The following is a 25,877-nucleotide window of genomic DNA, read 5'->3' as shown; positions in this document are numbered from 1 at the left end:
GGGAACCGGCCCTCCGTTGCGGCCGATCTCCCGGGGTTTTTCCATGCCGCTCGCACTCTACGCGCTCACCGCCGGCGCCTTCGGAATAGGCGTCACCGAATTCGTCATCATGGGCCTGCTGATCCAGGTCGGGGCCGATCTCCATGTCTCAATCCCGGCCGCGGGTCTTCTCATCTCCGGCTATGCGCTCGGCGTCGTGCTCGGCGCACCGATCATGACCATCGCCACCGCGCGCTGGCCGCGCAAGACGGCGCTGCTGGCGCTGATGGCCATCTTTACCGTTGGCAACGCCGCCTGCGCCATCGCGCCGGATTACTGGACGCTGATGGCCGCGCGCGTGCTGACCGCGTTCGCCCATGGCACCTTCTTTGGCGTTGGCTCAGTGGTCGCGACCTCGCTGGTGCCGGCCAATAAGAAGGCGTCGGCGATCGCGGTGATGTTCACCGGTCTCACGGTCGCCAACATCCTCGGCGTGCCGTTCGGCACCTGGCTCGGGCAGGACCTTGGCTGGCGGGCGACCTTCTGGGCGGTGACCCTGGTCGGCGTGGCAGCGCTCGCAGTGATCGCGGCGTTCGTGCCACGCGACACTGCCGCGCCCGCGCCGTCGAAGCTGCGCGACGATCTTGCGGTGCTTGGCCGCCGCGAGGTGCTTGTCGGCCTGCTCACCACGGTGCTGAGCTGGGTCGGCGTGTTCGCCGTGTTCACCTACATCGCCCCGATGCTGACGCGCATCACCGGCTTTTCGGACGCGGCGGTATCGCCGATCCTGCTGGTGTTCGGCGCGGGCCTCGTGGCCGGCAATCTCGCCGGTGGCCGCTTTGCCGACCGTCGCCTGCTGCCGGCGCTGTTCGGCAGCCTGCTGGCGCTCGCGGTGGTGCTCGGCCTGATGACCTTCGCCGTGCACAACCGCGTCGCCATGGTGGCCTTCGTCGGCCTGCTCGGCGCCACCGCGTTCGCCACCGTACCGCCACTGCAGATGTGGGTGCTGGAGAAAGCACACGGCGCGGGTCAGAGTCTGGCGTCCAGCTTCAACATCGCCGCCTTCAACCTCGGCAATGCCATCGGCGCCTGGCTTGGCGGCGTGGTGATCGACCATGGTCTCGGCCTCGGCGCGATTCCCTGGATCGCCGCCCTGGTGCCGTTCGCCGGTCTCGTGCTGGCGTTCGGCAGCGAGCAGATGGCGCGCAGGCGGCGCCAGCCGGACTGCGCCGAACAGGCAGCGGCCTGAGCGCCGAAGCGGACGGTGGGCTGTATCAGGGGGTGGCAGCAGCGCGACGTAGGTGTCGCGCTGCTCTTTGATGAGCCTGGCGGCCGGGGCAAACAAGTCCAGATCAACCTTCGATCAACCCGTTATGGCGTTCGAAGCGTAGAATTTCGGTACTAGCGATCTAGGGGCGCTGGCGGTCGCTGTACTCACCGCTCCGAAATGGTAATGTTTTCGACGCGTCTGTTTTTCAAGTCATATAGGCAGATAACTTTCACGCGTACCGATGCGTTGAAGCCGTTCTTGAATTTAGCGTTTGGTTCTATTGCCACGGCTTTCCCGGTTTTGACGTAGTCCGATCCTTTGAGGAAAGTAGAGAATGCGAGCCATGGCCATTCTGGGTCGCCGTATTTTGCTCGATCATTCGCGGAAAGCTTGCAGTCGGCTTGAACTGTAGACCAGCCAGACCAATTGTTCACTAACTGCTCATTGTCAGAGCAGGAATACCAATTCGTTCCACAAGCCTCTCTTTGTGACTTGTATTTAGCATATTGAGTAGCATTCATACCCTTGTCTGTCGCACGCATGTAGTCATCGTAACTGCCGAAATCCCGCACTCTTGTGTCGTAAACTGTTTCGGATATGCCTTCTGTTTTGAGGATGCGTGACTTCTTGTCTTGGCTACTTTCCTCGGCGGAGCCAGCGGCCAGCAGCAAAAAAATGATAAAAACAAAAGAACTAATGAAAAATCTGCTTCGATCTGATAACGGCAATGAGGCCCCCAAAAAATAAGCCCAAGACGTTGGCGGCTAAATCATTCACATCAAAGCGTCCGGGAATAAAATGTGCGGTTTGGGCCAGCTCAATTCCGACAATTGCGACGCTAGCCATTCCTATAAAACAAATAGCGTTTGGGCTCCTTAGGCGGTCCTGCCAGATAAGAGCGATACAGTACATAAAGGATAGAGCCCAAAGTCCAGTGGGTAGCGAATACAGAATGAAGCCACTTACACTGTTGTTAAGCGGTCTTGAGAGTGTGCGGGCAAGATCTATTGGGCCGCTAAGGCCTAGATCGTCTGTGACTCGGAAAATCAGAAGATGTTTGTCTCGGAATAGAACATAAATTGAGCCACCGATCCCAACTGGGACGGTCGCGACTAGGATATCTATCCAATCGATTGATAGTTTTTTCCACATTTGCTCAAGCTGCAGGTGAAGCATTCTGCCAAAAATTGAGGTGGTTAACTAGTCCATGCGTGATCGGCTTGTGAAATAGCGCGCTGGCGTCTCGCCGAAGCTGCGGCGGAACATGGCGATGAAGTTGCTCGGTGAGGCATATCCGAGTGCGTCGGCGACATCGGCGACGGAATCGCCACGCGCCAGCAATTCGAGCGCGTGGGTGAGGCGGGCCTGCTGCCGCCATTGCGCGAAGCTCGTCCCGGTCTGGGCCAGGAACGTCCGCCGCAGCGTGCGCGCGGACAGCCCGGACCAGCGCGCCCATGCGTCCAGCGTGCGGTTGTCGTCCGGCTTGCTGATCAGTGCGGTGGCGATGCGCGCCAGCCGCTCGTCGGCCGGCATCGGCAGATGCAGCGGCTCCTGCGGTGCGCGCAGGATCTCGTCCATCAGCACGGCGACGACGCGTTCCTGTTCGGGCGACAGCGTGTTTGCATCGGCCCAGGACGCAGCCCGCCGCACCAGGGCGCGCAGCAGGTCCGTCGTGCCGATCACGCAGGGATGGTCCGGCAGGCCGCGGCTCGTTTCGGGCAGGATCAGCACGCTCCAGCCGCTCAGCGCTCCGGATATGCTGACCTTGTGCGGTTCGCCGGGGGGTAGCCAGCCGACACGGTGCGGCGGCAGGAGCCAGGAGCCCTGGCGCGTAGTCGTGCGGATCAGGCCGCTTTCGATGCAGAACAGCTGGCCGCGCAGATGGGCATGCCAGTCGTACTCCCGCGTACCCAGCCGGAATTCTTCCGCAGGGTCTTCGGATCCCCACAGCGCGATCAGGGCGGGACCGTCGGGGCGCTCGGTCAGGTCAGGTAAGATCGTCTCTAGACTGGCCATTTCTCAATATTTATTGGCCGGATACGGTTATCGCAACAGGGGTGAACGCCGCTATCGCTGATGGGCCGGTCTTCCCGGCGCTATCAGTGAATGGTGCCCCATGAACAGCGATCCGCTCCGAATTCCCTCCCGCAGTCCGCTCCGATGGGATGGACGTGTCGCGATCATCGGTGCCGGGCTGGGTGGCTTGTGCCTCGCCCAGGGCCTGCGGCGCGCTGGGATCGCGTGCGATGTCTACGAGCGCGACAGCGCCGCCGACAGTCGCAAGCAGGGCTATCGGGTCCGCATCAACGCCGCCGGCCAGCGCGCGCTCGGCCGCTGCCTGTCGCCGGAGTTGGCCGAGGCCTTCCGTGACACCTGCGCCGTCGCCGACAACGAAGGGCTGTTCTTCGATCCGCAGCTCGCGCCCGTGGCGGGGCGGGCGGCCGACACCTGGCGTCCGTCGGCCGTAGCGGGTGCCGCCGCGGCCGTGGAGCCGGGAGATCTCTCCGCCGATCGCCAGACGCTGCGCGAGGTGCTGCTCGGCGGCCTCGATGGGCATGTGCATTTCGGCAAGTCGTTCCGGCGTTTTGCGACCGACGCCGACGGCTGCACGTCGATCGCCTTCGAGGACGGCACGCAAGCCCGCTGCGAGGTGCTGGTCGCGGCCGATGGCGTGAATTCGCAGGTGCGGGCCCAGTGCTGGCCTCTCGCGCAGCCGGTCGATACCGGCGCCGTCTGCATCTATGGCAAGACGCCGCTGACGCCGGAGATCCAGCCTCGCATCGCGCCGCAACTGCGCCGCGGCACGTCGGTGGTGTTCGCCGACGGCTTTGCGCTCGTGATCGATGCGATGCGGTTTCGCCCGGTGCGGACGGTACGCGGCTGCGCGCTGTCGCCGACCGAGGATTATCTCTACTGGGCGTTCATCGGTCCACGCGGCTGCTTCGGCTTCGATCCGCAGCGCGAGCTGCCGCCCGGCGGGCCGCCGCTCGGCTCGATCGTCTCCTGCCTCACCCATGGCTGGCATCGCGATTTGCGGGCGCTGTTCGACAATGCCGACCGTGCGAGCCTTGCCGTGATGCCGGTCCGCAGTGCGGTGCTGCTGCGACCGTGGACGCCGTCGGCAGTGACCATCCTCGGCCATGCGATCCATGCCATGAGCCCCGCGGGCGGGCTCGGCGCCAACACGGCGCTGGAAGATGCCGCGAGCCTCGCGACCTGTCTGGCGCAGGTGGCTACGGCCGACCTGTCGCCATTGGCGGCCATCGCTGCCTACGAGCAGGACATGCTGGCGCGTGCGGCCACGGCGCTCGCGTCCTCGAGCCGCGGCGCGCAGCGCCTGTTCTCCCCCAACCTCTCCGCAGGAGCATGACCATGATACCCAATCCGCAGTCTTTCCGCGTCCACGATGTTCGCGCCTTTCCGGTGGTGCGGGTGCTGATCGGTGGCCAGGAGACCGGCTACGCGGCGCAGTGGATTTGCGAGATGGATCTTCTGGTGGCGCTGGGACGGCCGTTCGTGCTGCTGTTCGACGGTGACCGGGGCGAGGAGGCCCACGAGGATCGCAAGCTCCGCGGCCAGTGGCTGAAGCGCAACAAGGACGCGCTGCAGGCGGTCTGCCGGGGCATGATCAGCATCGAGCCGGATGCGCAGGCGCGCGCGGTTCTCGCGGCCCGGGCGGAGATCACCGTCAAGGCGTTCGGCATCCCCATGGCGGTGGTGCCCTCCGCCGCAGAGGCCGAAGCGCATGTGCGGGAACAACTCGGGGAACAGGTCTGAGGCCGTCAGGCCGGTTCGGACGCAAAACCGCCGGAATCTCGATTTCTGACGGTCCGGACTTGTCCGGGCCAGTTCAGTCTTGCATGAAGTGGGCTCAGGATTCGGATGGCGCGTCGGCACGGGGCCGGCGCACGACGGAGCGAGAGACCACCATGAGATTGCCGCGCGAGATCGGCCCTATCCACTTCGTCGGGATCGGCGGCATCGGCATGAGCGGCATCGCCGAGGTGCTCGGTAACCTCGGCTACACCGTCCGCGGTTCCGACGTCGCCGAGAGCGCCAACGTCAAGCGGTTGCGCGACAAGGGCATCGCGGTGACGGTCGGCCATGCGGCGGAGAACGTCGATGGCGCCGGCGTGATGGTGGTGTCGTCGGCGATCAAGCGCGACAATCCCGAACTGATGGCCGCGCGCGCCCAGCGCATCCCGGTGGTGCGCCGCGCCGAGATGCTGGCCGAGCTGATGCGCCTCAAGAGCTGCGTCGCGATCGCCGGCACCCATGGCAAGACCACCACCACCTCGATGGTGGCGACGCTGCTCGACGCCGGCAACCTCGATCCTACCGTGATCAACGGCGGCATCATCAATGCATATGGCACCAACGCGCGGCTCGGCGCCGGTGAATGGATGGTGGTCGAGGCCGACGAGAGCGACGGTACGTTCCTCAAGCTGCCCGCCGATGTCGCCATCGTCACCAATGTCGATCCCGAGCATCTCGATCATTTCAAGACCTTCGAAGCGGTCCAGGACGCGTTTCGCAACTTCGTCGAGAGCGTGCCGTTCTACGGCTTCGCGGTGATGTGCATCGATCATCCGGTGGTGCAGACCATCGTCGGCAAGATCGAGGACCGCCGCATCATCACCTACGGCGAGAACCCACAGGCCGACGTGCGGCTGGTCGATCTCACCGCGGCCAATGGCAGCTCACGCTTCAAGGTCTCGTTCCGCAACCGCAAGGACGGCTCGACCCACGAGATCGCCGACCTCGTGCTGCCAATGCCTGGCCGCCACAACGCGTCGAACGCCACCGCTGCGATCGCCGTCGCCCACGAGCTCGGGCTGTCGGACGATACCATCCGCAAGGCGCTCGCCGGCTTCGGCGGCGTCAAGCGCCGCTTCACCCGCACCGGCGAGTGGAACGGCGTCACCGTGATCGACGACTACGGTCATCATCCGGTGGAGATCGCCGCGGTGCTCAAGGCGGCGCGCGAGTCCACCGGCAACAAGGTGATCGCGGTGGTGCAGCCGCATCGCTACTCCCGCCTGCAGTCGCTGTTCGAGGAATTCTGCACCTGCTTCAATGATGCCGACACGGTGATCGTCGCCGACGTCTATGCGGCCGGCGAAGCGCCGATCCCCGGCATCGATCGCGAGCACTTCGTGCTCGGCCTGCGCGCGCATGGTCATCGCGAAGTGATTTCGCTCAAGGATTCGACCGAGCTCGCCGGGGTGGTGCGCGGCATCGCGAAGTCCGGTGACTATGTCGTCTGTCTCGGCGCCGGCAACATCACACAGTGGGCCTACGCGCTGCCCGCCGAACTGAAGGCGCTGGAGAGCGGCACCTGATGTCGCAAGGCACTCCCGGCTTTCCCGACCTCGTGCCGTCGCTGATGGCGGCGATGCCGCAGTTGCGCGGCCGGCTGCTCGCGAACGAGCGCCTGGCGCCGCTGACCTGGTTTCGCGTCGGCGGTCCGGCCCAGGTGCTGTTCACACCGGCCGACGAGGACGATCTCGCCTACTTTCTCGCCCGTCTGCCAGCGGACGTTCCGGTTTATCCAATCGGCGTCGGCTCCAACCTGATCGTGCGCGACGGCGGCGTTGGCGGCGTCGTCATCCGTCTGTCGCCACGGGGCTTCGGCGAGGTCGGCGCCGACGCTGATACGGTAAGCGCCGGCACCGCCGTGCTCGACAAGCGGGTGGCGGAAGCGGCGGCCGCGGCCGGTATCGGCGGCCTCGAATTCTACTTCGGTATTCCCGGCTCGATCGGCGGTGCGCTGCGCATGAACGCCGGCGCCAATGGTGGCGAGACCAGGGACGTGCTGGTCGAGGCGCGCGGCGTCACGCGTGCCGGCGAGGTGCGGACGTTCTCCAACGCCGACATGAAGTTCAGCTATCGACATTGTGGTGTCGAGGACGGCGTGATCTTCACGTCGGCGCTGTTTCGTGGCCGGCCGACCGAAGCGCAAGCGATCCGCGCGCGCATGGCGGAGGTCCAGAACCATCGCGAAACCGCGCAGCCGATCCGCGAGAAGACCGGCGGCTCGACGTTCAAGAACCCGCCCGGCCACAGCGCCTGGAAGCTGGTCGATGCGGCCGGCATGCGCGGTTTCCGTGTCGGTGGCGCACAGGTGTCGGAGATGCACTGCAATTTCCTGATCAACACCGGCGAGGCGACGGGGCACGACATCGAGACTCTGGGCGAGACGGTGCGCGCGCGCGTCAAGGCGACGTCGGGTATCGAACTGCACTGGGAAATCAAGCGGATCGGAATCGACGGGGCGGCATGATGCGGACGACCATTCTCTTCGGTGGCACGAGCAAGGAGCGTCTGGTGTCGGTGGCATCGGCGCAGTCGCTGCATCGCGCGCTGCCTGAGGCCGATCTTTGGTTCTGGGATATCGACGATACAGTGCATGCGGTTCAGTCACAGCAACTGCTGGCGCACGCGCGCCCCTTCGAGGAGCCGTTCGTGCCGGGCGGTCCCGGCGTGCCGCTCGCACAGGCGCTCGATGCTGCGCGTGACGAGGGCCGTGTCCTGCTGTTGGGTCTGCATGGTGGCCGTGCCGAGAACGGCGAGCTGCAGGCGATGTGCGAGGTTCGCGGCGTGCCGTTCACGGGCTCCGGCCCGGCATCGTCACATCTTGCCTTCGACAAGGTCGCGGCCAAGCGCTTCGCCGCTCTGGTCGGCGTCGCTGCGCCGGCGACCGTGGTGCTGGACGATGCGGAGCGCGCGCTGACCGAGCATGGCAGGTTGATTGCAAAGCCCGCACGCGACGGTTCGAGCTATGGCCTGATCTTCGTCAATGCGAGCCAGGACCTCGTCTCGGTCCGTACCGCCGCCAAGGTCGAGGACTATGTCATCGAGCCTTTCATGGGCGGCATCGAGGCGACCTGCGGCGTGCTCGAGCAATCGGACGGATCCGTGCGGGCGCTGCCGCCGATCGAGATCGTTCCAGCCGAGGGCAGCTTCGACTACACCGCCAAGTACCTCGCCAAGTCGACCCAGGAAATTTGCCCGGGGCGGTTCGCGCCGGAGATCTCCGAGCAGATCATGGCGCACGCCATGACCATGCATAAAGCCTTGTCTTGTCGGGGCTATTCTCGTTCGGACTTCATCGTCACGACGCGCGGGCCGATCTACCTGGAGACCAATACGCTGCCGGGGCTGACGGCGGCCTCGCTGTATCCGAAAGCGCTGAAGGCCGCGGGAATCGGATTCTTGGACTTCCTGAACGATCAGATCGCGCTGGCCGTCGGCCGCAGGTAACCGGGGAAGGCGAGCGCCCACCAGGCGGGGTGGTCGTCCGCCGGGGCCCGGTTCCCCTTTTCAATCGCAAAGTGCTCATCTCGCAGCCTAAAACGCACTCTGCGGCCAATCATTTTACTTTTTGTTTACCCAGAAATCCGAAGGTTAACGCTGGCGGCGCATGTAGCGTTCGGCTGCCGGGGCGTATGCCGTGCGGATATCCGTTACGACCGTCGCACCAACGGGAATGGGCCTGATCAGTCACGAGGCCAGCGCCCGGCCCGGCACGACCGAGACGTCACGCGCGCCGGAGCCCGCAGTGCAGGCGGGCGCAACAGTTGACGAGCTCGTACAATGGATGGTGGCGGACGCCTCGTTCGGTCCCAGGGACAGCCGAGGCCCCAATCCGAATCGACGAAGACGACGGCGCGGCGTCCCGCGCCGCGGTCGTCGCGCGCCGCCAGCCGTCCGCCGCGTTCGAGCTATCGCGCGCCGGCGAACAGCGAGAACTTGCCGCGTTTCCTGGCCGCGCTGCAGCAGCGCCTGCCGCGGCGTTTCGGGTGGCTCGCCACCCTGGTGATCCTGCTTGCGAGCCTCGCTTTCGGGGTGGTGAAGGGCAATCACGTCGAGGAGTTCGTCACCGCGCTCAGCGACACCCGCAACGCCGCCGCCAACGCGGTCGGCTTCCGCATCACCAATGTCGCGATCTCCGGCCGCAAGCAACTGACCCAGGACGAGGTGCTGGCCGTCGGCGGCGTCACCGGCCGCTCGTCGCTGCTGTTCCTCGATGCTGCCACTGTGCGTGACCGCCTCAAGGCCAGTCCCTGGATCGCCGACGCCACCGTGCTCAAGCTCTATCCCGGCCAGCTGCAGATCGACATCACCGAGCGCAAGGCCTTCGCGCTGTGGCAGCAGGATGGCGCGCTGTCGGTGATCGCCGACGACGGCCAGATCCTCGAGCCATGGGTCTCGCGCCGCTTCACCTCGCTGCCGCTCGTGGTCGGCAAGGGCGCCGGCCCGCGGGCCAGGGAGTTCCTCGCCTTGCTCGACCAGTATCCGCAGGTGCGCGCCGCCGTGAAGGCGGTGGTGCTGGTTGGCGAGCGGCGCTGGAATCTGCGCCTCGCCGACGGTCTCGACGTCCGCCTGCCAGAGACCAATCTCGAGCAGTCGCTGGCGCTGCTGTCGAAACTCGACAAGGAAGACCACCTGTTCTCGCGTGACATCACCGCGATCGACCTGCGCCTGCCGGACCGTGTCACGGTGCGGCTGTCGGAGGATGCGGCCAAGGCGCGCGAAGAACTGGTCAAGGACAAGAAGAACAAGCGCAAGGGCACCGACGCATGACCAGCCTCGACGGCACCTTGACCCCGAAAACCCGGGCGATTCCCGCCAACCGGACGGCGCTCGTCGCCGCGCTCGACATCGGCACCAGCAAGGTCGCCTGTCTGATCGCGCGGTTGAAGCCATGCCCGCCGAGCGAGGCGCTGCGCGGCCGGACCCATGCCATTGAACTGCTGGGTATCAGTCATATCCAATCGCTCGGCGTCAAAGCCGGCGCGGTGATCGATCTCGGCCAGTGCGAGCATGCGGTGCGCCAGGCGGTGGCCGTGGCGGAACGCATGGCCAAGGTTCGTGTCGAATCCGTCCTGCTGTCGGTCTCGGCGGGCCGCCTGCAGGGCCAGATGATCGAGGCTGCATCCGATATCCGCGGCGGCACCGTTACACCGGCGGACGTCGGTCGCATCACTTCGACGGGCATGCGCCATGCCACCGGCACCGGGCGCACTGCGCTGCACGCGCTGCCGGTCGGCTACGCGCTCGACGGCGTCAAGGGCATTCGCGATCCCCGCGGCATGGTCGCGCGCCAGTTCGGCGTCGAGATGAACGTCGTGACGTCGGACGCCTCCGTCGCCAAGAACCTGATGCTGGTGGTCGAGCGCTGCCATCTCAATGTGGAGGCCATGGCGGCCAGCCCCTATCTCGCGGGTCTCTCGGTGCTGACCGACGATGAGGTCGATACCGGCGCCGCCATCGTCGACATGGGCGCGGGAACGACAACCATCGCGACCTATTCGACCGGACGCTTCGTCCATGCCAGCGGCTTTGCGCTCGGCGGGCAACACATCACCATGGATTTGGCCCGCGGACTCGGCGCCTGCATTGCGGATGCGGAGCGAATCAAGACTTTATACGGGACCGTGCTGACGGGTGGGTCCGACGCGCGTGAGCTGATGAGTGTGCCGGCGGCCGACGATCATGATCGGGATATGCCGCAGGTCGTGTCCCGCGCCACCATCGCCAACATCATTCGTCAGCGCGCCGAGGAGATTTTCGAGATGGTCAGGGACCGGCTGGCGGATTCCCCCTTTGCGGCCGACCCGCGCGCGCGGGTGGTGCTGACCGGCGGTGCCTCGCTGCTGACCGGCATTCCCGAGCTGGCCAGCCAGATCCTCAAGCGGCCGGTGCGCATCGGCCGCCCGCTCGGCTTCGGGCGCCTGCCTGCCGAAGCCAAGAGCGCCTCGTTCGCAGTGCCGACCGGCCTTCTGGTGTACCCGCAGTTCGCTCATCTCGAGCACGTCGAGCCGCGGCACGTCCGCCAGCTCAAGACGGGGACCCATGGCGGCGGTTACTTCGGAAAGGTCGGACAATGGCTTCGCGAGGGGTTCTGATGGTTCGGCACGGCACTGACTTCGTTTCGTTCACCGCTTCGGTCCCGGGCGCCGGCCTGGACGGGCATTCCGCTACAACGCGCGCGTAATCGAGAGGCACACATGACCATCAATCTCAACATCCCCGATATTCGCGAGCTGAAGCCGCGGATCACCGTGTTCGGCGTGGGCGGCGCGGGCGGCAATGCCGTCAATAACATGATCACCGCCGGCCTGGTGGGGGTGGATTTTGTGGTCGCCAACACCGATGCCCAGGCGCTCACGATGTCCAAGGCGGAGCGCATCATCCAGATGGGCACGCAAGTGACCCAGGGCCTCGGCGCCGGTTCGCAGCCGGATGTCGGCGCAGCGGCAGCCCAGGAGGTCATCGACGAGATCCGTGACCACCTGTCGGGCGCCAACATGGTGTTCGTCACCGCCGGCATGGGCGGCGGCACCGGCACCGGTGCAGCTCCCGTGATCGCCAAGACGGCACGCGAGATGGGCATCCTGACGGTCGGCGTCGTCACCAAGCCGTTCCACTTCGAGGGCGGCCGCCGCATGCGTACCGCCGAAAGCGGCATCGCCGAGCTCCACAAGGTCGTCGATACGCTGCTGATCATCCCGAACCAGAACCTGTTTCGGGTCGCCAACGAGAAGACCACCTTCGCCGACGCCTTCGCCATGGCCGACCAGGTGCTGTACTCGGGCGTTGCCTGCATCACCGACCTGATGGTCAAGGAAGGTCTCATCAACCTCGACTTCGCCGACGTCCGCGCCGTGATGCGCGAGATGGGCAAGGCGATGATGGGCACCGGCGAGTCGTCCGGCGAGAAGCGCGCGCTGACCGCGGCCGAGGCCGCCATCGCCAATCCGCTGATCGACGATTCCTCGATGAAGGGCGCCCGTGGCCTGCTGATCTCGATCACCGGCGGCAAGGATCTTACCCTGTTCGAAGTCGACGAAGCGGCGACCCGCATTCGCGAGGAAGTCGATCAGGACGCCAACATCATCGTCGGCGCGACCTTCGACGAGTCGCTCGACGGCGTGATCCGCGTGTCGGTGGTGGCGACCGGTATCGACCAGACGGCGACGGCCCGCCTGACCGGCGCGCAGCCGACGGTGACCAACGCGACGGGTGCGCCGGACAGCCGTCTCAGCGAGCTGACCGCCCGTCTGAAGGCGGACAATCAGCGCATGGCCGAGCGTCTCAAGCAGGAGGGCTCTCGCCCGGTCCAGGCTGCGGCGCCGGCTCCGGCCGCTCCGCGGCCCGCGGCCGACACCATCGATCGTGCCGCCCTCGCGGCGATCGCTGCGGCCGTTGGCCCGGAACAGGCTGAGGCCCCGGTGCAGCCGGCCGCCTATGGCGATGTGACCGTTCGCCCGATCGCGCCGAAACCGACCATGTTCCCGGACACCTCGACCGCGACGGTGCAGATGAACGAGCCGGCGCTGCCGGCGACCTTCATCCCGCCGGCCGCCGAGCGGGCTCCGGTGCGCGCGCCGCGGATGCCGAAGTTCGAGGATCTGCCGATGCCGGCGCAGAACCAGATCCGCCAGGCCAACGAGGTCGAGGACGATCATCCGCAGAAGACCCGCCTGTCGCTGCTGCAGCGTCTCGCCAATGTCGGCCTCGGCCGTCGCGACGAGGACCACGAGCCGCCGGTCGCCGCCCGTTCGGCCGCCCCGCAGATGCCGCCGCTGCCGGAGCGCAAGCCGCAGCGCCCGATCCCGCAGGCCGGCGCCGGCGAGCCGGTGTCCGAGTATGCCCGCCGCCCGGCGCCCCAGGGGCTCGATCCGCATGGTCGTCCGGCGTCGATGTCGCAGGCCCAGGGTGACGATCACCTCGACATCCCGGCTTTCCTCCGCCGGCAGGCCAATTGAGGCCTGTAACAATCGATCACAGCGCAAAAGTCCCGGCCGTGAGGCCGGGACTTTTCTTTACGCGGCGGGGTTTTGGTCAATTATTTGTAAGATTTTGAAATGTATCAGGAAAAATGCATCGCCAAGGCTTGCCGGACGGCTTTGAATTTGGTTAACGGGCGGCGCAAATGCGGCGGAGTTGGGGTAACAATCGGTAAAAAACCGTGACTGGCGCGACTCCGCGCGAAGAGTATGGTGACTTAAGACTTGGGGATCGCCCTGAATCAGATCGCTGACGTTCTTGGGGAAAGTCGGCGGGGGAAGATGGTTCGGGCGGGACAGTAGCGGGCAGTACTTGGATGAAATTCAGCCGGCAAACGACGCTTCGTTCGCACGTCACTGTGACGGGCGTAGGTGTCCACTCGGGCGATGCCGTCAAGCTGTCCCTCGGACCTGCGGACGTTGACGCGGGTTTTGTTTTTGTCCGTACCGATCGTGAAGGTCCCAGCCGCAAGGTCAGCGCCGAGGCCAGTGCCGTCGTTGCCACCGAGCTCGCCACCGTTCTCGGCACCCACGAAGGTCCGCTCGTTTCCACCGCCGAACACGTGCTCGCCGCGCTGCGCGGCATGGGCGTCGACAATGCCATCATCGAGGTCGACGGCCCGGAAGTGCCGATCATGGACGGCAGCGCGGCGCCTTTCGTTGCTGCCATCGATCGCGCCGGCATCCGCGAACAGACTGCGCCGCGCCGCTTCATCGAAGTGCTCAAGCCGGTTCAGGTGTCGCGCGGCCAGTCGTTCGGCGAGCTGCGCCCGTATGTCGGCGGTTTCCGCGCCGAGGTCGAGATCTGCTTCGCCAACCCGATGATCGGCCGGCAGAGCTTCAACTTCGATCTGACGCCCGATGGTTTCCGCCGCGATATTTCCCGGGCCCGGACCTTTGGCTGCATGGATGATGTGGAGCAGCTCCTGAAGGCAGGCTATGTCCGTGGCGCTTCGCTGGACAATTCCGTGGTGTTTTCGGGTGACCGGCTACTCAATCCGGAAGGCCTGCGCTACGCCGACGAGTGTGTCCGCCACAAGGTGCTCGACGTGGTCGGCGATCTCGCGCTGGCGGGTCTGCCGCTGATCGGTCTTTACCGCTCGGTTCGCGGCGGCCACCGCCTGAATCATGCCGTGCTCAGCGCCCTGATGGCCGACCGCAGTGCCTGGCGGGTGGTCGAAGCCGAGCCGGTCGCTCGCCGCGCCCGCGGCCATGCCGAGGTCGTCGGCGGCCTGCTGGGGGGCATGGTTCCGGTCTACGGACCGGACGTGTCCTGAACACACGCCCCTGCTAACCCCCGTCAGATCAAGCGCTTGGCGTCCGCGATGGGAAACCTGCGGCGACCATGGCGCGTGTGCAACGCTTGGCTGGCTTGTCGCGCGGGCAGCCCGTTCGCCTTAATCCCGGCGGAATGTCTGCCTACTCGGTTGGTTCAGGCAGGTTTTTCAACTACATAAGCGTGCGCTCAGGTTGCGACGAAGGCTGGAGGTCGTTAAACGACTGCAGCCTTCGAGGGGATGCGGCAGCCTGCCGTGACAAGCGGGCGCACTCGGGGTCTTCGGTCAGGGGTCAGCAGGTCGGTCACGCGGATGATGGAACAGCGCAACGTGTCGTCTCTTCGCGGTCTGATGGACCGCCGCCCGGGTCGTTATCTCGTCCGGGCCGCAGGTCTCCTGGTGCTGGCTTCCACGCTCGGTGGTTGCGGCACCGGTGCGATCTGGGAAAAGTATTTCGCGAAGGAAGAGACGTTTACCGAAGAGCCGGCAGACAAGCTTTACAACGAGGGCCTGTACCTTCTGAACGAGAAGAAGGACATCAAGGCCGCGAGCAAGAAGTTCGAGGAAGTCGACCGCCAGCACCCGTATTCGACCTGGGCGCGCAAGTCGCTGTTGATGTCGGCCTATGCGGCCTACGAGAACGGCGACTATGACACCGCGATCGGTTCGGCATCGCGCTACATCAGCCTGCATCCGGGCACTCCGGACGCGGCTTACGCCCAGTACCTGATCGCCGCATCGCATTACGATCAGATTCCCGACATCAGCCGTGACCAGGGACGTACCGAGAAGGCGCTCAATGCCCTCGAAGAGGTGGTGCGCAAGTATCCGGATTCGGAGTATGCGACGTCCGCTCGCAAGAAGCTCGAGGGTGCCCGCGACCAGCTCGCCGGCAAGGAAATGGCGATCGGCCGCTACTATCTCGAGAAGCGCGACTACACCGCTGCGATCAATCGTTTCAAGCTGGTCGTGACCCAGTATCAGACCACGCGCCATGTCGAGGAAGCGCTCGCCCGTTTGACCGAGTGCTACATGACGATCGGTGTCGTCGGCGAGGCGCAGACTGCAGCCGCCGTGCTTGGCCACAACTTTCCTGACAGCAAGTGGTACAAAGACTCGTACAATCTAGTAAAGTCCGGCGGACTCGAACCGAACGAGAACAAAGAGTCCTACATCAGCAAGGCCTTCAGGGTCGCGAAGAAGTGGGGCCTCGGATAGGATTTCCCTGCGATGCTGGCGCGCCTGTCGATCCGTGACATCGTCCTGATCGAGCGGCTGGACATCGATTTCGCCCGCGGCCTCGCCGTGCTGACCGGCGAGACCGGTGCCGGCAAGTCCATTCTTCTCGATGCCTTTGCGCTTGCGCTCGGCGGGCGCGGCGATGCCGGCCTTGTTCGGCAGGGCGTCGAGCAGGGCCAGGTGACCGCGGTGTTCGATGTGCCGAAAGGCCATCGCGCGGCAAAAATTCTCAGCGAGAACGGTCTGGACGATACCGGAGAGATGATCCTGCGACGGGTTCAGCTCGCCGATGGCCGCACCCGCGCCTACCTCAACGATCAGGCAATCAGCGTGCAGACGCTCAAGGCCGTCGGTGCCGCGCTGGTCGAAATCCATGGCCAGCACGACGAGCGGGCGCTGGTCGATGCCGCTACACATCGCCGTCTGCTCGATGCCTTTGCCGGCCTCGACAAGGACGTCGCCGCGCTGGAACTGCTGTGGACGGCGCGCCGCACCGCCCGTACCGCGCTCGACGATCATCGCGCCGGCATGGAGCGCGCCGCGCGCGAGGCTGATTTCCTGCGCCACGCATCCGATGAGCTGCGCACCCTGCGTCCTCAGCCCGGCGAGGAAACCTCGCTGGCCGAGCGTCGTACCGCGATGATGCAGGGCGAGAAGATCGCCGAGGATTTGCGCGATGCCCAGGAGGCCGTCGGCGGCAACCAGTCGCCGGTGACGGCTCTCGCGGCGGCTGTGCGCCGGCTGGAACGCCGCGCGGCCAACTCGCCGAAGCTGGTCGAGCCGGCGGTCAGGGCGATCGATGTCGCCATCAATGCCCTGGAGGAGGCCGACCAGCATCTCAACGCCGCGCTGCGGGCGATCGATTTCGACCCCGGCGAACTGGAGCGTATCGAGGAGCGGCTGTTCGCGCTGCGTGCGGCGTCGCGCAAGTATTCGACACCTGTTGATGACCTCGCGGCGCTTGCGGAGCGCTATGCCGCCGACATGGCGCTGATCGACGCCGGCGCAGAGCGGCTCAAGGCGCTGGAGAAGCAGGCAGCCGAAGCCGACAAGGCCTATGACGCTGCGGCGGTGAAGCTGTCGGCGGCGCGGACCAAGGCGTCCGAGAAACTCAACAAGGCGGTGAATGCGGAGCTCGCGCCGCTGAAGCTCGATCGTGCCAGGTTCATGACCGAAGTCGCGAGCGATGCAGCCGCGCCGGGGCCACAGGGCATCGACCGGGTGGAGTTCTGGGTGCAGACGAATCCGGGCACCCGGCCGGGGCCGATGATGAAGGTCGCTTCGGGTGGCGAGCTGTCGCGGTTCCTGCTCGCGCTCAAGGTCGTGCTGTCGGACCGTGGTTCAGCCCCGACGCTGGTGTTCGACGAGATCGACACCGGTGTGGGCGGTGCGGTCGCGGATGCCATCGGCGCGCGGCTGGCGCGCCTTGCCGGCAAGGTGCAGGTGATGGCGGTGACCCACGCGCCGCAGGTTGCCGCCCGTGCCGACCAGCACCTGCTGATTTCCAAGGACGCGCGCGACAAGGGCAAGCGTGTCGCGACCTCCGTGGCCACGCTGATGAACGATCACCGTCGCGAGGAAATCGCCCGGATGCTGGCCGGCGCCGAGATCACCGCCGAAGCCCGCGCCGCCGCGGACCGGTTGTTGAAGGCCGCGACGTAAGTTACTTACTTCGTGAGGCTTGAAACGCACAGAGCACCGCAACCTGTGGGGTTGGGCGCGACGACCGCTTCGCGGGTCGGTCCGAATGAGGTAAATGTCAGTACCTCTGTCGCCGGCCGGACCGTCGTTCCGGCCGTCCATGTTCCCGAACGGCCAGACCATCAGCATGACGTCCAAGCCCAGCAAGACAGTCAAGGCGAAGCCCAAGCGTCGCACCAACAAGGATGTCGCGGTCGAGCATCTGACGCATGCCCAGGCCAAGGCCGAGCTGGTGCGGCTGGCGCTGGAGATTGCCGTCCATGACAGGCGCTACTATCAGGATGATGCACCCAGCATCTCGGACGCGGAGTATGATGCGCTGCGCCGGCGCAGCGATGCGATCGAGGCGCGCTTCCCCGATCTGCTGACCGCGCAGTCGCCGTCGCAGACGGTTGGAGCGCAGCCCTCCGGACGCTTCGCCAAGGTCCGGCACGCCGCGCCGATGCTGTCGCTGGGCAACGCTTTCAGCGACGAGGATGTCGCCGATTTCATCGAACGGGTGCAACGCTTTCTCAAGCTCGACGAAGTTCCGGTGATCGTCGCCGAGCCGAAGATCGACGGCTTGTCGTTGTCGCTGCGCTACGAGCAGGGACAGCTCGTGACGGCGGCAACCCGCGGCGATGGGTTCGAGGGCGAGGACGTCACGGCCAACGTGCGGACCATTGCCGAAATTCCGCAGGCGTTGAAGGGCAAGACTGTGCCTGCGGTCTGCGAGATCCGCGGCGAAGTCTACATGACCACGAAGGATTTCCTGGCGCTCAACAGCAAGCAGGCCGAGATCGGCGATACCGTGTTCGCCAATCCCCGCAACTCGGCCGCGGGGTCGCTGCGGCAGAAGGACCCGTCGATCACCGCATCGCGGCCGCTGAAGTTCTTCGCCTATACGTGGGGCGAGATCAGCGACATGCCGGAGACCACACAGTTCGGCATGGTCAAGTGGATGGGAAAAATCGGCTTTGTCACCAATCCGCGTACAACGCTGTGCCGCAGCATCGACGAGGCGTTGGCATTCTATCGCGGGATCGGAGCCGTGCGCGCCGATCTCGGTTACGATATCGACGGCGTAGTTTACAAGGTTGACCGCCTCGACTGGCAGCAGCGTCTTGGTTTCGTGTCGCGTAGCCCGCGCTGGGCGATAGCCCACAAGTTCGCGGCCGAGCAGGCGACGACCGAGCTCGAGGCCATCGACATCCAGGTCGGACGCACCGGCGCACTCACGCCTGTAGCGCGTCTGAAGCCTGTGACGGTCGGCGGCGTCGTGGTGTCCAACGCCACGCTGCACAACGAAGACTACATCAAGGGCATCGGCAATGACGGCGAGCCGATCCGTGACGGCGTCGACATCCGTGTCGGCGACACCGTGGTGGTGCAGCGCGCCGGCGACGTGATCCCGCAGGTCGTCAGCGTGGTGCTGGACAAGCGGCCTGATGACGCCAGGCCCTACAAGTTTCCGCACACCTGCCCGGTGTGCGGCAGCCATGCCGTGCGCGAGGAAGACGGCGCGGTGCGCCGCTGCACCGGCGTGCTGATCTGCCCGGCGCAGGCGGTCGAGCGACTCAAGCACTTCGTATCCCGCAACGCCTTCGACATCGAGGGCTTCGGCGACAAGCAGGTGCAGGAGTTCTATGCCGACAAGCTCGTGCAATCGGCGGCGGACATCTTCACGCTGGAAAAGCGCGATGCGGCATCGAAGACCAAGCTGACCGACCGCGAGGGCTATGGTGAAGTCTCCGTCCGCAATCTGTTCAACGCCATCAACGAACGCCGGCGGGTTGAGCTTCACCGACTGATCTTCGCGCTCGGCATCCGCCATGTTGGCGAAGGTAACGCCAAACTGCTGGCGCGCCACTACGGCAGCATCGATGCGTTCCGCAGCGCGATGCAGGCGGCGGGGGAGGGGCACGACAGCGAGGCCTACAAGGATCTCAACGATATCGAAGGCGTCGGCGAGGTCGTTGCGGATGCTGTCGTCGAATTCTTTGCCGAACCTCGCAACATGGCGGCACTCGACGACCTGCTGGACGAGATCGAGGTGCTGCCGGCCGAGCAGGCGCGCACCGACACCGCGGTCGCCGGCAAGACGGTCGTGTTCACGGGCACCCTCACCAAGTTCACCCGCGACGAGGCCAAGGCGTCGGCGGAGCGGCTCGGCGCCAAGGTTGCGGGTTCGGTGTCCAAGAAGACGGACTACGTCGTGGCAGGCGAGAGCGCGGGCTCCAAGCTCGACAAGGCCCGGGAGCTTGGCGTCGCCGTGCTCACCGAGGACGAGTGGCTGGCGCTGATCGAAACGCGCTGAGGCATCGCGATCGCCGCACCTGGTCGGCAGGCGCAGCGTTTCAGATGACCGTGGCGTCCTGTTCCTCGGCCTCGATCATGGCGCCGGCGCTGACGAAGACGTTGCGGCGTGGCACCAGCAGGACGATCGCTGCGGCACATGCCGACGACAGCACGAGAATGGCGATGTTGAGCGGCAGCGGCGTCAGGAAGTGGCCGCCGAGATAGGCGCCGGCCTGCGAGCACAGTGCGCCGAAGCCCATCTGCAGGAATCCCATCGCACCGGAAGCGGTGCCCGCGGCCTGCGGCCGCACGCTGATGGCGCCGGCGGAGGCATTCGACATCGCGAACGCGTTGCCGAACATTACGATCATGTGGGTGCCGAACAGCCACGCCGGCTGCGAGTTCCAGCCGATAAGTCCCCAGGCGGCGTTGAGCAGCGAGCCCGTGAGCTGGATGGTCAGACCCAGCCAGATCATGCGGTCGAGGCCGTGACGTGGCGACAGCCGCACCGACACGAGGTTGCCGACCATGTAGGCAAAGCCGGCGGTCGCGAACCACGCGCCATACTCGGTGGCGGAGCGTCCCATGTGGTTGATGACGAGGTACGGGCCGCCGCCGGCGAAGGTGAAGATGATCGACGACGCCAGCATCTGGCACAGCACATAACCCATGAAGGCGCGGCTTGCCGACAATGCGCGGACGTCGCGGAAGAAGCCGCTGTCGGCGGTCGGCGCCTCGAACCTGCGGGTCTCGGGCAAGGCTGCGACCAAGGTGACCACGAACACCGTGGTCACGACCGCCAGAACGATGAAGATCGTGCGCCAGCCAAACCAGGCGTCGAGCACGCCGCCGGCGAGGGGGCTCAGCATCTGGGCGATCATCATCACCGCGATGACGAGGCTGATCATCCCGGCGACGCGGCTGCGGTCATAGATGTCGCGGATGATGGCGCGGCTGATCACCATGCCGGCGGCGCCGCCGACCGCCTGCAGGAAGCGCCCGGCGATGAGCTGCGGCAGGGTCTCGGCGAAGACGCAGCCGATATTGGCAATGATGACGAGGGTGAAACAGCCGACCAGCACGGGCCTGCGGCCGAAGCGGTCGGACAGGGGGCCCATGACCAGCTGCGATAGCGCGAGGCCCACCATGTAGAACGAGACGGTCATTTGCGCGACCGAGATGTCGCGGCCGAAACTGGTGGCGAGCTGCGGCAGCATCGGCACCAGCATATACAGCGAGATCGGGGCGAGGCCGTTCATCGCCACCAGCAGCACGAGCGTCATCGGGGTGGCACGGCGGCCGGAAGACGCCGCCGGCGCGGTATGGCCGGTCATCTCCACCACGTGGGGAATCGCTCGCTCAGGGAGGCCTCTTTTCTTCGCGTCGAGGCGCTTGTTGGTGTTGCGGTCAGCCCTTCAGCGGCAGCGTTGCCGCGTCCAGCCATATACGGGTCGCATCATCGAGAGACCCGCGCAACGTGTCGCGAACGCGGGTGTGGTATGCGTCAATCCACTGGATTTCATCGCCGGTCATCTGCGCCGGATCGATGAGGCGGCGGTCGATCGGCGCGAGTGTCAGCGTCTCAAAGCCGTTCATCGCCTTCTCGGCGCCGGGCCGCTCGGCCGCAACCACCAGTTCCAGGTTTTCGATACGGATGCCGTAAGCCTCGGTCTTGTAGTAGCCGGGCTCATTGGACAGGATCATCCCGCGCTTGAGCGGCGTGGTGCCGAGCTTGGAGATGCGCGCCGGGCCCTCGTGTACCGACAGATAGCTGCCGACGCCGTGGCCGGTGCCATGCTCGAAATCGAGCCCGGCCTGCCACAGGAACTGGCGTGCGAAGGCGTCGATCTGCGCGCCGCTGGTGCCGTCGGGAAACACCGCGCGTGCAATCGCGATGTGGCCGCGCAGCACGCGCGTGAAGCGGTCACGCATCTCGTCCGTCGGCGTGCCGATGGCGATGGTCCGGGTGACGTCCGTGGTGCCGTCCTCGTATTGTGCGCCGGAATCGATCAGCAAGAGGTCGCCGAGTGCGATGCGGCGATTGCTCTTGCGGGTGACGCGGTAATGCACGATGGCGCCGTTCGGCCCGGTGCCGGCGATGGTCGGGAACGAGACGTCCTTCAGCGCACCCGTCTCGCGGCGGAAGGTCTCGAGCGCCTCCACCGTATCGATCTCGGTGAGGGCGCCGGTCGGCGCCTCGCGGTCGATCCAGGCGAGGAAGCGCGCCAGTGCCACGCCGTCGCGTTCATGGGCGGTACGGGTGCCGGCGATCTCGGCCGTATTCTTGGCGGCCTTGAGGAGCGCGGTGGGGTCGGCGCCGCGCATCGGCCTGCCGCCAGCGGCCGTGATGAGGCGGCTCAGCGCGTCGGCTGCGGTCGTCGCATCAAGGCCGATGGTCGCGCCGGTACGCGCGAGGTCGGCGAGCTGCTGCGTCAGCGCCTCCGGGGCCGCGACGTCGGCCGTCTGTTCGAGATGGTCGCGCACGGCATTCGACAGCTTGCGCGCGTCGATGAAGATCACCGGACGACCGTCCTTCGGCAGGATCGCGTAGGACAGCGGCAGCGGCGTATGGGCGACGTCGGCGCCGCGGATGTTGAAGGTCCAGGCGACGGCATGGGAATCCGACAGCACCAGCGCGTCGAGACGGCCGCGCGCGAGTTCGCCGCGGATTCGTCCGAGCTTGTCGTCGGCCGATTCGCCGGCATATTTCGCCGGATGCAGCGTGACCGCACCCAGTGGCGGCGCGGGCCGTTCGGTCCACACCGCGTCGAGCGGATTGCTGTCCACGGCGACAAGCTCCGCGCCGGCGCGGCTGCAGGCGGCGGCGAGACGCTCGGCGGCGGCTGTGGTGTGCAGCCAGGGGTCGAAGCCGAGGCGGGCGCCGGGCGACAGGTGCGTCTCCAGCCATTTCTCCGGCGGCGGATCGATCAGCGATTCGACCGACCAAGCGGATGTATCGACCTGCTTGGCCGCCTGCAGCGTGTAGCGTCCGTCGACGAACACCGCTGCCTTGTCGGGCAGGATGGCGGCGAGACCCGCCGAGCCGGTGAAGCCGGTCAGCCACGCCAGCCGCTCGTCCGACGGGGGGACATATTCGTTCTGCTGCTGATCGGCCCGGGGAACCACGAATCCGGTGAGATGCCGGCGCGCCAGCTCCTCACGGAGCGCTGCGAGCCGGGCCGTCAGGGCGATGCCGCCCTCGGGATCTTCGAACGTCTGGAAGTGAGCTTCAAACATGAGACGACCTTAGGGGAGGGAACCGGATGCGGCAATGCGCCGTCCCGCCGACGACCGTTGCGGAAAACTTTTGCCGCCATGTCCATCTGACATCTTGCAGTCACGCAACTGTGCGTGGCAGACTTTGGCCGTGCTGCAGTGCAATTCGGCTATAACGAGGCGCCGGCACAGGGGAAACGTTTCGGGGGTGTTTCAACCTCAATGAAGAGGGGTCACACCGATGCCTGCCTTTTCTTTCGAGAAAATCTCTCCGCCGGTTCGCCGTGAAGCTGTTCCCGTCAGCGTTCCGGTCGCCTCTCCCAAGCCGGTGCGTGGGTTGATCGTGCAGATGCTGGACCGTCTGACCGAGGCGCGCCTGCGCCGCAGCGGTGTGACCGCAGCCACTCCGACGTCCGACGGCGAGTCGCGCTGACGAGCGGGCATGTTGCGCCCGCCGCGAGAAGCCGCCGTGGCGGCGTCTCGCGCATTTGAATCAAGATTGATGCTTCAGGGTTTGGTCATCAGCAGGCTTGTCCAGCCGTCAAGCTGCAGCTTCCTGACCAGAACGAGGCCGCTGCTGCGATAGGACGACACGACGCTGTTCGCCTGGTGCGGCAAAAGACCGGACAGGATGACATAGGCCCCCGGCGCCAGATGCTGCGACATCGGGGTGGCGAGTCGCCGCAGCGGATTGGCTAGAATATTCGCGAGGACGAGATCGAAGGGCGCCCGACCGCGGATGTCGGGTGACGAAAACCCGGGCGCGTGACGGGCCGTGACCAGATGGCCGACGCCGTTGAGGCGGGCATTTTCCCGCGCCACGATCGCCGAGCGCCAGTCGATGTCGCTGGCGAGAATCGCTTTGTGCTGGGCCTTGGCGGCGGCGATCGCCAGCACGCCGGTGCCGGTGCCGAGGTCGAGCACCCGCCGCGGCCATTTCGAGCGCAGCACCTGGTCGAGCAGCAGCAGGCAGCCGCGTGTGGTGCCGTGATGACCGGTGCCGAACGCCAGCGCCGCCTCGATCTCGATGCCGATGCGGTTGGGCGGCACGCGTGCGCGATCATGCTGGCCGTGAACGATGAAGCGGCCGGCTTCGACCGGAGCGAGGCCTTCGAGGCTGGCCTTGACCCAGTCGCGGGTCTCCACCGTGTCGAATGTGACAGCATCGGCGCTGGCCTTGTCCGCCGCCAGTTCCACCAGGGCCCGCACCGCGGTCTCGTCGGGCTTATCGCCAAAATAGAGGGTGACGTCCCACAGCCCGTCCGGGCGCTCGAACGCGGCGATCGCAGCCTCGTTGTTGTCGAAGCTCTCGGACAGCACGTCGACGACGCGGTTGGCGCTGCGTTCGTCCGCCATGGTGAAACTGGCGCGGGTGGCGGGTGGAGCGTCGGTGGTCTGGAGCGAATTCATCAAAAGTCCGAATTGGTTAGGAGGAGGCAGGGGGCATCTGTCCACAGCTTGCCGACAGCATTGTCCAAAGTCTGTCCCGCGGTTATCCCGAAGTTATCCCAAAGCGTGTTCAGTGGTTTATCCAACGGCCCGCCGGAGATTTTCCAGAGGCTTGTCCCAGCCCTGTCCACAGCTTTTGCACTAGACCGCAGGTCATTTATCCCGGCCTCTTGCACAGCTTATCCACAGAGTTGTCAACAGACCCCGCGCTCGCCGTCAGGCGCCGCGGTCGCCGGCGCTGCGTCGTACAACTGTAATATAGCCTCATTAGCGTCCGCGCGACCATTGCTCCGGCGAAATGCAGCGCGGCGATGTCGGAGCGTGTCGTCGACGATCGCGACGCCCGGCGGCTGTGCATGCGCCCTGTCGCCCGTGGTGTTGGGTGGGCGCGTCGGGAATGTTGTGTGATCAGGATGCGGAAGAAGCTCGGCAGCGGCGTGCCTCCCCGGTGCGCCGGCTGGCACGGACGGTTCCGCTGGTCATCCTGGCGGTTGCCGTGGCGCTGATGCTCACCGGCGCCGGTCGTGCCGCGCCGGGCCGGGAGCCCGAATTTGCCTTCGATATTCCTTCGCAGTCGCTGGAAGCCGCGCTCGACGCCTACGGAACGGCGAGCCGGATGCAGGTGCTGTATGAAACCGCGCTCACCGCAGGTCGCCGCTCGGCCGCGGTGCAAGGGTTGTTCACGCGCGAGGCGGCGCTGCGCCAGCTGTTGGGAGGCACCGGGCTGGTGTTCAGCCTCACCGGCGAACAGGCCTTCACGCTCGTGCCGGCCGCGCCGCCGGCGCCGGCCGTATTGCCGGCCTCGGCCGTGGCCTACCGCTCGTTCCTCGGCTGGGTTCAGGCGGGCGTGATGACGGCGCTCTGCCGTCATGCCGAAACGCGGCCCGGTCCGGCGCGCCTGGCGTTTCAGTTCTGGATCGGGGACGCCGGAGATATTCGTGCACCGCGCCTCCTCGCTTCGACCGGCGAAGCCGGGCGCGATGTCGCCGTGACCGCGGCGCTGGCGGCGTTGGCGCTCGGTCGGTCGCCGCCGTCGGGGATGCCCCAGCCGGTCACCATGGTGCTGAACGCCGATCGGGCCGATGGCGATCCCTGCGGGGCGTCGCGGCCGTGACAGACGCGGGCAAGGAAACCAGCTGGACGGCGTTGCGGCAGCTTCTGGTCGAGCGCTACGACCTGCTGCGCCGGCGGCTGACCCGACGGCTGGGCTCGGCGGACGCCGCGCAGGAGACGCTGCACGAGCTCTATCTGCGAATGGAGCGCACCGATAATGTCGGTGTGCTGCAGAATCCAACCTCCTACCTGCTGACCAGCGCGGTCAATCTCGCGCGCGACCGCTGGCGGACCGAGGATCGCCGGGCCAGCCGTGTCGATGTCGACGCGCTGTACGAATTGATCGACGAGAAGCCCGGGCCGGACCGGGTCGTCGAAGGACAGATGACGTTCGCGGTTCTGCGGCGGGCGCTCGACTTGCTGCCGCCGCGGCAGCGCGACATCCTTCTCGCAGTGCGGTTCGAGGGGCTGACGCAGGATGCAATCGCAATGCGCCTCGGCATCTCGGTGCGGCTGGTCCGCCTCGAGCTGCAGCGCGCGCTCGAGTTCTGTCACGACTATCTTACGAAGAATCTGTGACAAGGTTTGCCGCATGACTTGGCTCGGATCGTCTATGAAACA

The 25,877-nt window shown here is 66.0% G+C and carries 21 protein-coding genes; 16 read left to right on the top strand and 5 right to left on the bottom strand.

Going from position 1 to position 25,877, the window contains the following annotated elements:
• Nucleotides 1-43 precede the first annotated feature (43 nt).
• Nucleotides 44-1,228 (top strand): MFS transporter, encoded by a 1,185-nt coding sequence (locus JQ639_RS10900; protein ID WP_211966120.1) that lies wholly within the window; start codon nucleotides 44-46, stop codon nucleotides 1,226-1,228.
• Nucleotides 1,229-1,413: 185 nt separating this feature from the next.
• On the opposite strand, the gene JQ639_RS10895 is transcribed toward JQ639_RS10900, so the two are convergent.
• Both JQ639_RS10895 and JQ639_RS10890 read right to left on the bottom strand, forming a co-directional pair.
• On the bottom strand, nucleotides 1,414-1,977 hold the full coding sequence (locus JQ639_RS10895) for a hypothetical protein (protein WP_211966119.1): 564 nt from the start codon (nucleotides 1,975-1,977) through the stop codon (nucleotides 1,414-1,416).
• Nucleotides 1,978-2,449: 472 nt separating this feature from the next.
• Nucleotides 2,450-3,265 (bottom strand): AraC family transcriptional regulator, encoded by an 816-nt coding sequence (locus JQ639_RS10890; RefSeq protein ID WP_211966118.1) that lies wholly within the window; start codon nucleotides 3,263-3,265, stop codon nucleotides 2,450-2,452.
• Between the two features lie 100 nt (nucleotides 3,266-3,365).
• Between JQ639_RS10890 and JQ639_RS10885 the strand changes: the two genes are divergently transcribed.
• The 12 genes from JQ639_RS10885 (at nucleotide 3,366) to ligA (ending at nucleotide 19,557) form a co-directional block, all read left to right on the top strand.
• A complete protein-coding gene (locus JQ639_RS10885; protein WP_211966117.1) occupies nucleotides 3,366-4,619 on the top strand; it encodes an FAD-dependent oxidoreductase in 1,254 nt (417 codons plus the stop codon).
• A 2-nt stretch (nucleotides 4,620-4,621) separates the two neighbouring features.
• On the top strand, nucleotides 4,622-5,026 hold the full coding sequence (locus JQ639_RS10880; protein WP_211966116.1) for a hypothetical protein: 405 nt from the start codon (nucleotides 4,622-4,624) through the stop codon (nucleotides 5,024-5,026).
• A 152-nt stretch (nucleotides 5,027-5,178) separates the two neighbouring features.
• Nucleotides 5,179-6,591, top strand: a complete 1,413-nt coding sequence (gene murC / locus JQ639_RS10875) for a UDP-N-acetylmuramate--L-alanine ligase (RefSeq protein WP_211966115.1) — start codon at nucleotides 5,179-5,181, stop codon at nucleotides 6,589-6,591.
• Nucleotides 6,591-7,532 (top strand): UDP-N-acetylmuramate dehydrogenase, encoded by a 942-nt coding sequence (gene murB, locus JQ639_RS10870; RefSeq protein ID WP_211966114.1) that lies wholly within the window; start codon nucleotides 6,591-6,593, stop codon nucleotides 7,530-7,532. The genes murC and murB overlap by 1 nt, the downstream gene beginning before the upstream one ends.
• Complete coding sequence (locus JQ639_RS10865) at nucleotides 7,532-8,512, top strand: D-alanine--D-alanine ligase family protein (RefSeq protein WP_211966567.1); 981 nt, start codon at nucleotides 7,532-7,534, stop codon at nucleotides 8,510-8,512. The genes murB and JQ639_RS10865 overlap by 1 nt, the downstream gene beginning before the upstream one ends.
• 333 nt (nucleotides 8,513-8,845) lie before the next feature.
• Nucleotides 8,846-9,835, top strand: a complete 990-nt coding sequence (locus tag JQ639_RS10860) for a cell division protein FtsQ/DivIB (RefSeq protein ID WP_211966113.1) — start codon at nucleotides 8,846-8,848, stop codon at nucleotides 9,833-9,835.
• A complete protein-coding gene (gene ftsA, locus JQ639_RS10855) occupies nucleotides 9,832-11,160 on the top strand; it encodes a cell division protein FtsA (protein WP_211966112.1) in 1,329 nt (442 codons plus the stop codon). The genes JQ639_RS10860 and ftsA overlap by 4 nt, the downstream gene beginning before the upstream one ends.
• Before the next feature lie 102 nt (nucleotides 11,161-11,262).
• Entirely contained in the window at nucleotides 11,263-13,023 is a 1,761-nt protein-coding gene (ftsZ, locus tag JQ639_RS10850; protein ID WP_211966111.1) for a cell division protein FtsZ, read from the top strand.
• A 338-nt stretch (nucleotides 13,024-13,361) separates the two neighbouring features.
• Nucleotides 13,362-14,321 (top strand): UDP-3-O-acyl-N-acetylglucosamine deacetylase, encoded by a 960-nt coding sequence (gene lpxC / locus JQ639_RS10845; RefSeq protein ID WP_211966110.1) that lies wholly within the window; start codon nucleotides 13,362-13,364, stop codon nucleotides 14,319-14,321.
• 351 nt (nucleotides 14,322-14,672) lie between these two features.
• Complete coding sequence (locus tag JQ639_RS10840) at nucleotides 14,673-15,539, top strand: outer membrane protein assembly factor BamD (RefSeq protein WP_249123125.1); 867 nt, start codon at nucleotides 14,673-14,675, stop codon at nucleotides 15,537-15,539.
• A gap of 12 nt (nucleotides 15,540-15,551) precedes the next feature.
• Entirely contained in the window at nucleotides 15,552-17,222 is a 1,671-nt protein-coding gene (gene recN, locus JQ639_RS10835) for a DNA repair protein RecN (RefSeq protein WP_211966108.1), read from the top strand.
• Nucleotides 17,223-17,388: 166 nt separating this feature from the next.
• On the top strand, nucleotides 17,389-19,557 hold the full coding sequence (gene ligA / locus JQ639_RS10830; RefSeq protein WP_211966566.1) for an NAD-dependent DNA ligase LigA: 2,169 nt from the start codon (nucleotides 17,389-17,391) through the stop codon (nucleotides 19,555-19,557).
• Between the two features lie 40 nt (nucleotides 19,558-19,597).
• Here ligA and JQ639_RS10825 read toward each other — a convergent pair whose 3' ends face one another.
• Together JQ639_RS10825 and JQ639_RS10820 are read right to left on the bottom strand one after the other, a co-directional pair.
• Entirely contained in the window at nucleotides 19,598-20,872 is a 1,275-nt protein-coding gene (locus JQ639_RS10825) for a multidrug effflux MFS transporter (RefSeq protein WP_211966107.1), read from the bottom strand.
• Nucleotides 20,873-20,945: 73 nt separating this feature from the next.
• Complete coding sequence (locus tag JQ639_RS10820) at nucleotides 20,946-22,775, bottom strand: aminopeptidase P family protein (protein WP_211966106.1); 1,830 nt, start codon at nucleotides 22,773-22,775, stop codon at nucleotides 20,946-20,948.
• Between the two features lie 220 nt (nucleotides 22,776-22,995).
• On the opposite strand from JQ639_RS10820, the gene JQ639_RS10815 reads away from it, so the two are divergent.
• Complete coding sequence (locus JQ639_RS10815) at nucleotides 22,996-23,187, top strand: hypothetical protein (protein WP_211966105.1); 192 nt, start codon at nucleotides 22,996-22,998, stop codon at nucleotides 23,185-23,187.
• A gap of 74 nt (nucleotides 23,188-23,261) precedes the next feature.
• Here JQ639_RS10815 and JQ639_RS10810 read toward each other — a convergent pair whose 3' ends face one another.
• Entirely contained in the window at nucleotides 23,262-24,164 is a 903-nt protein-coding gene (locus JQ639_RS10810) for a 50S ribosomal protein L11 methyltransferase (RefSeq protein WP_211966104.1), read from the bottom strand.
• A gap of 544 nt (nucleotides 24,165-24,708) precedes the next feature.
• Between JQ639_RS10810 and JQ639_RS10805 the strand changes: the two genes are divergently transcribed.
• Nucleotides 24,709-25,317: an STN domain-containing protein gene (locus JQ639_RS10805; RefSeq protein WP_349644641.1), complete on the top strand. Its 609-nt coding sequence runs from the start codon at nucleotides 24,709-24,711 to the stop codon at nucleotides 25,315-25,317.
• Nucleotides 25,314-25,835, top strand: coding sequence for an RNA polymerase sigma factor (locus JQ639_RS10800; RefSeq protein ID WP_211966102.1), 522 nt, complete (start codon nucleotides 25,314-25,316; stop codon nucleotides 25,833-25,835). Before JQ639_RS10805 ends, JQ639_RS10800 begins: the two co-directional genes overlap by 4 nt.
• The last annotated feature ends 42 nt before the right edge of the window (nucleotides 25,836-25,877 follow it).

Origin of the sequence: Bradyrhizobium sp. U87765 SZCCT0048 (genome assembly GCF_018131225.1) — a bacterium.
Lineage (GTDB): Bacteria > Pseudomonadota > Alphaproteobacteria > Rhizobiales > Xanthobacteraceae > Bradyrhizobium_A.
Note: the sequence above shows the minus strand (reverse complement) of the source record. Positions and strands in the feature narration are given on the sequence as shown.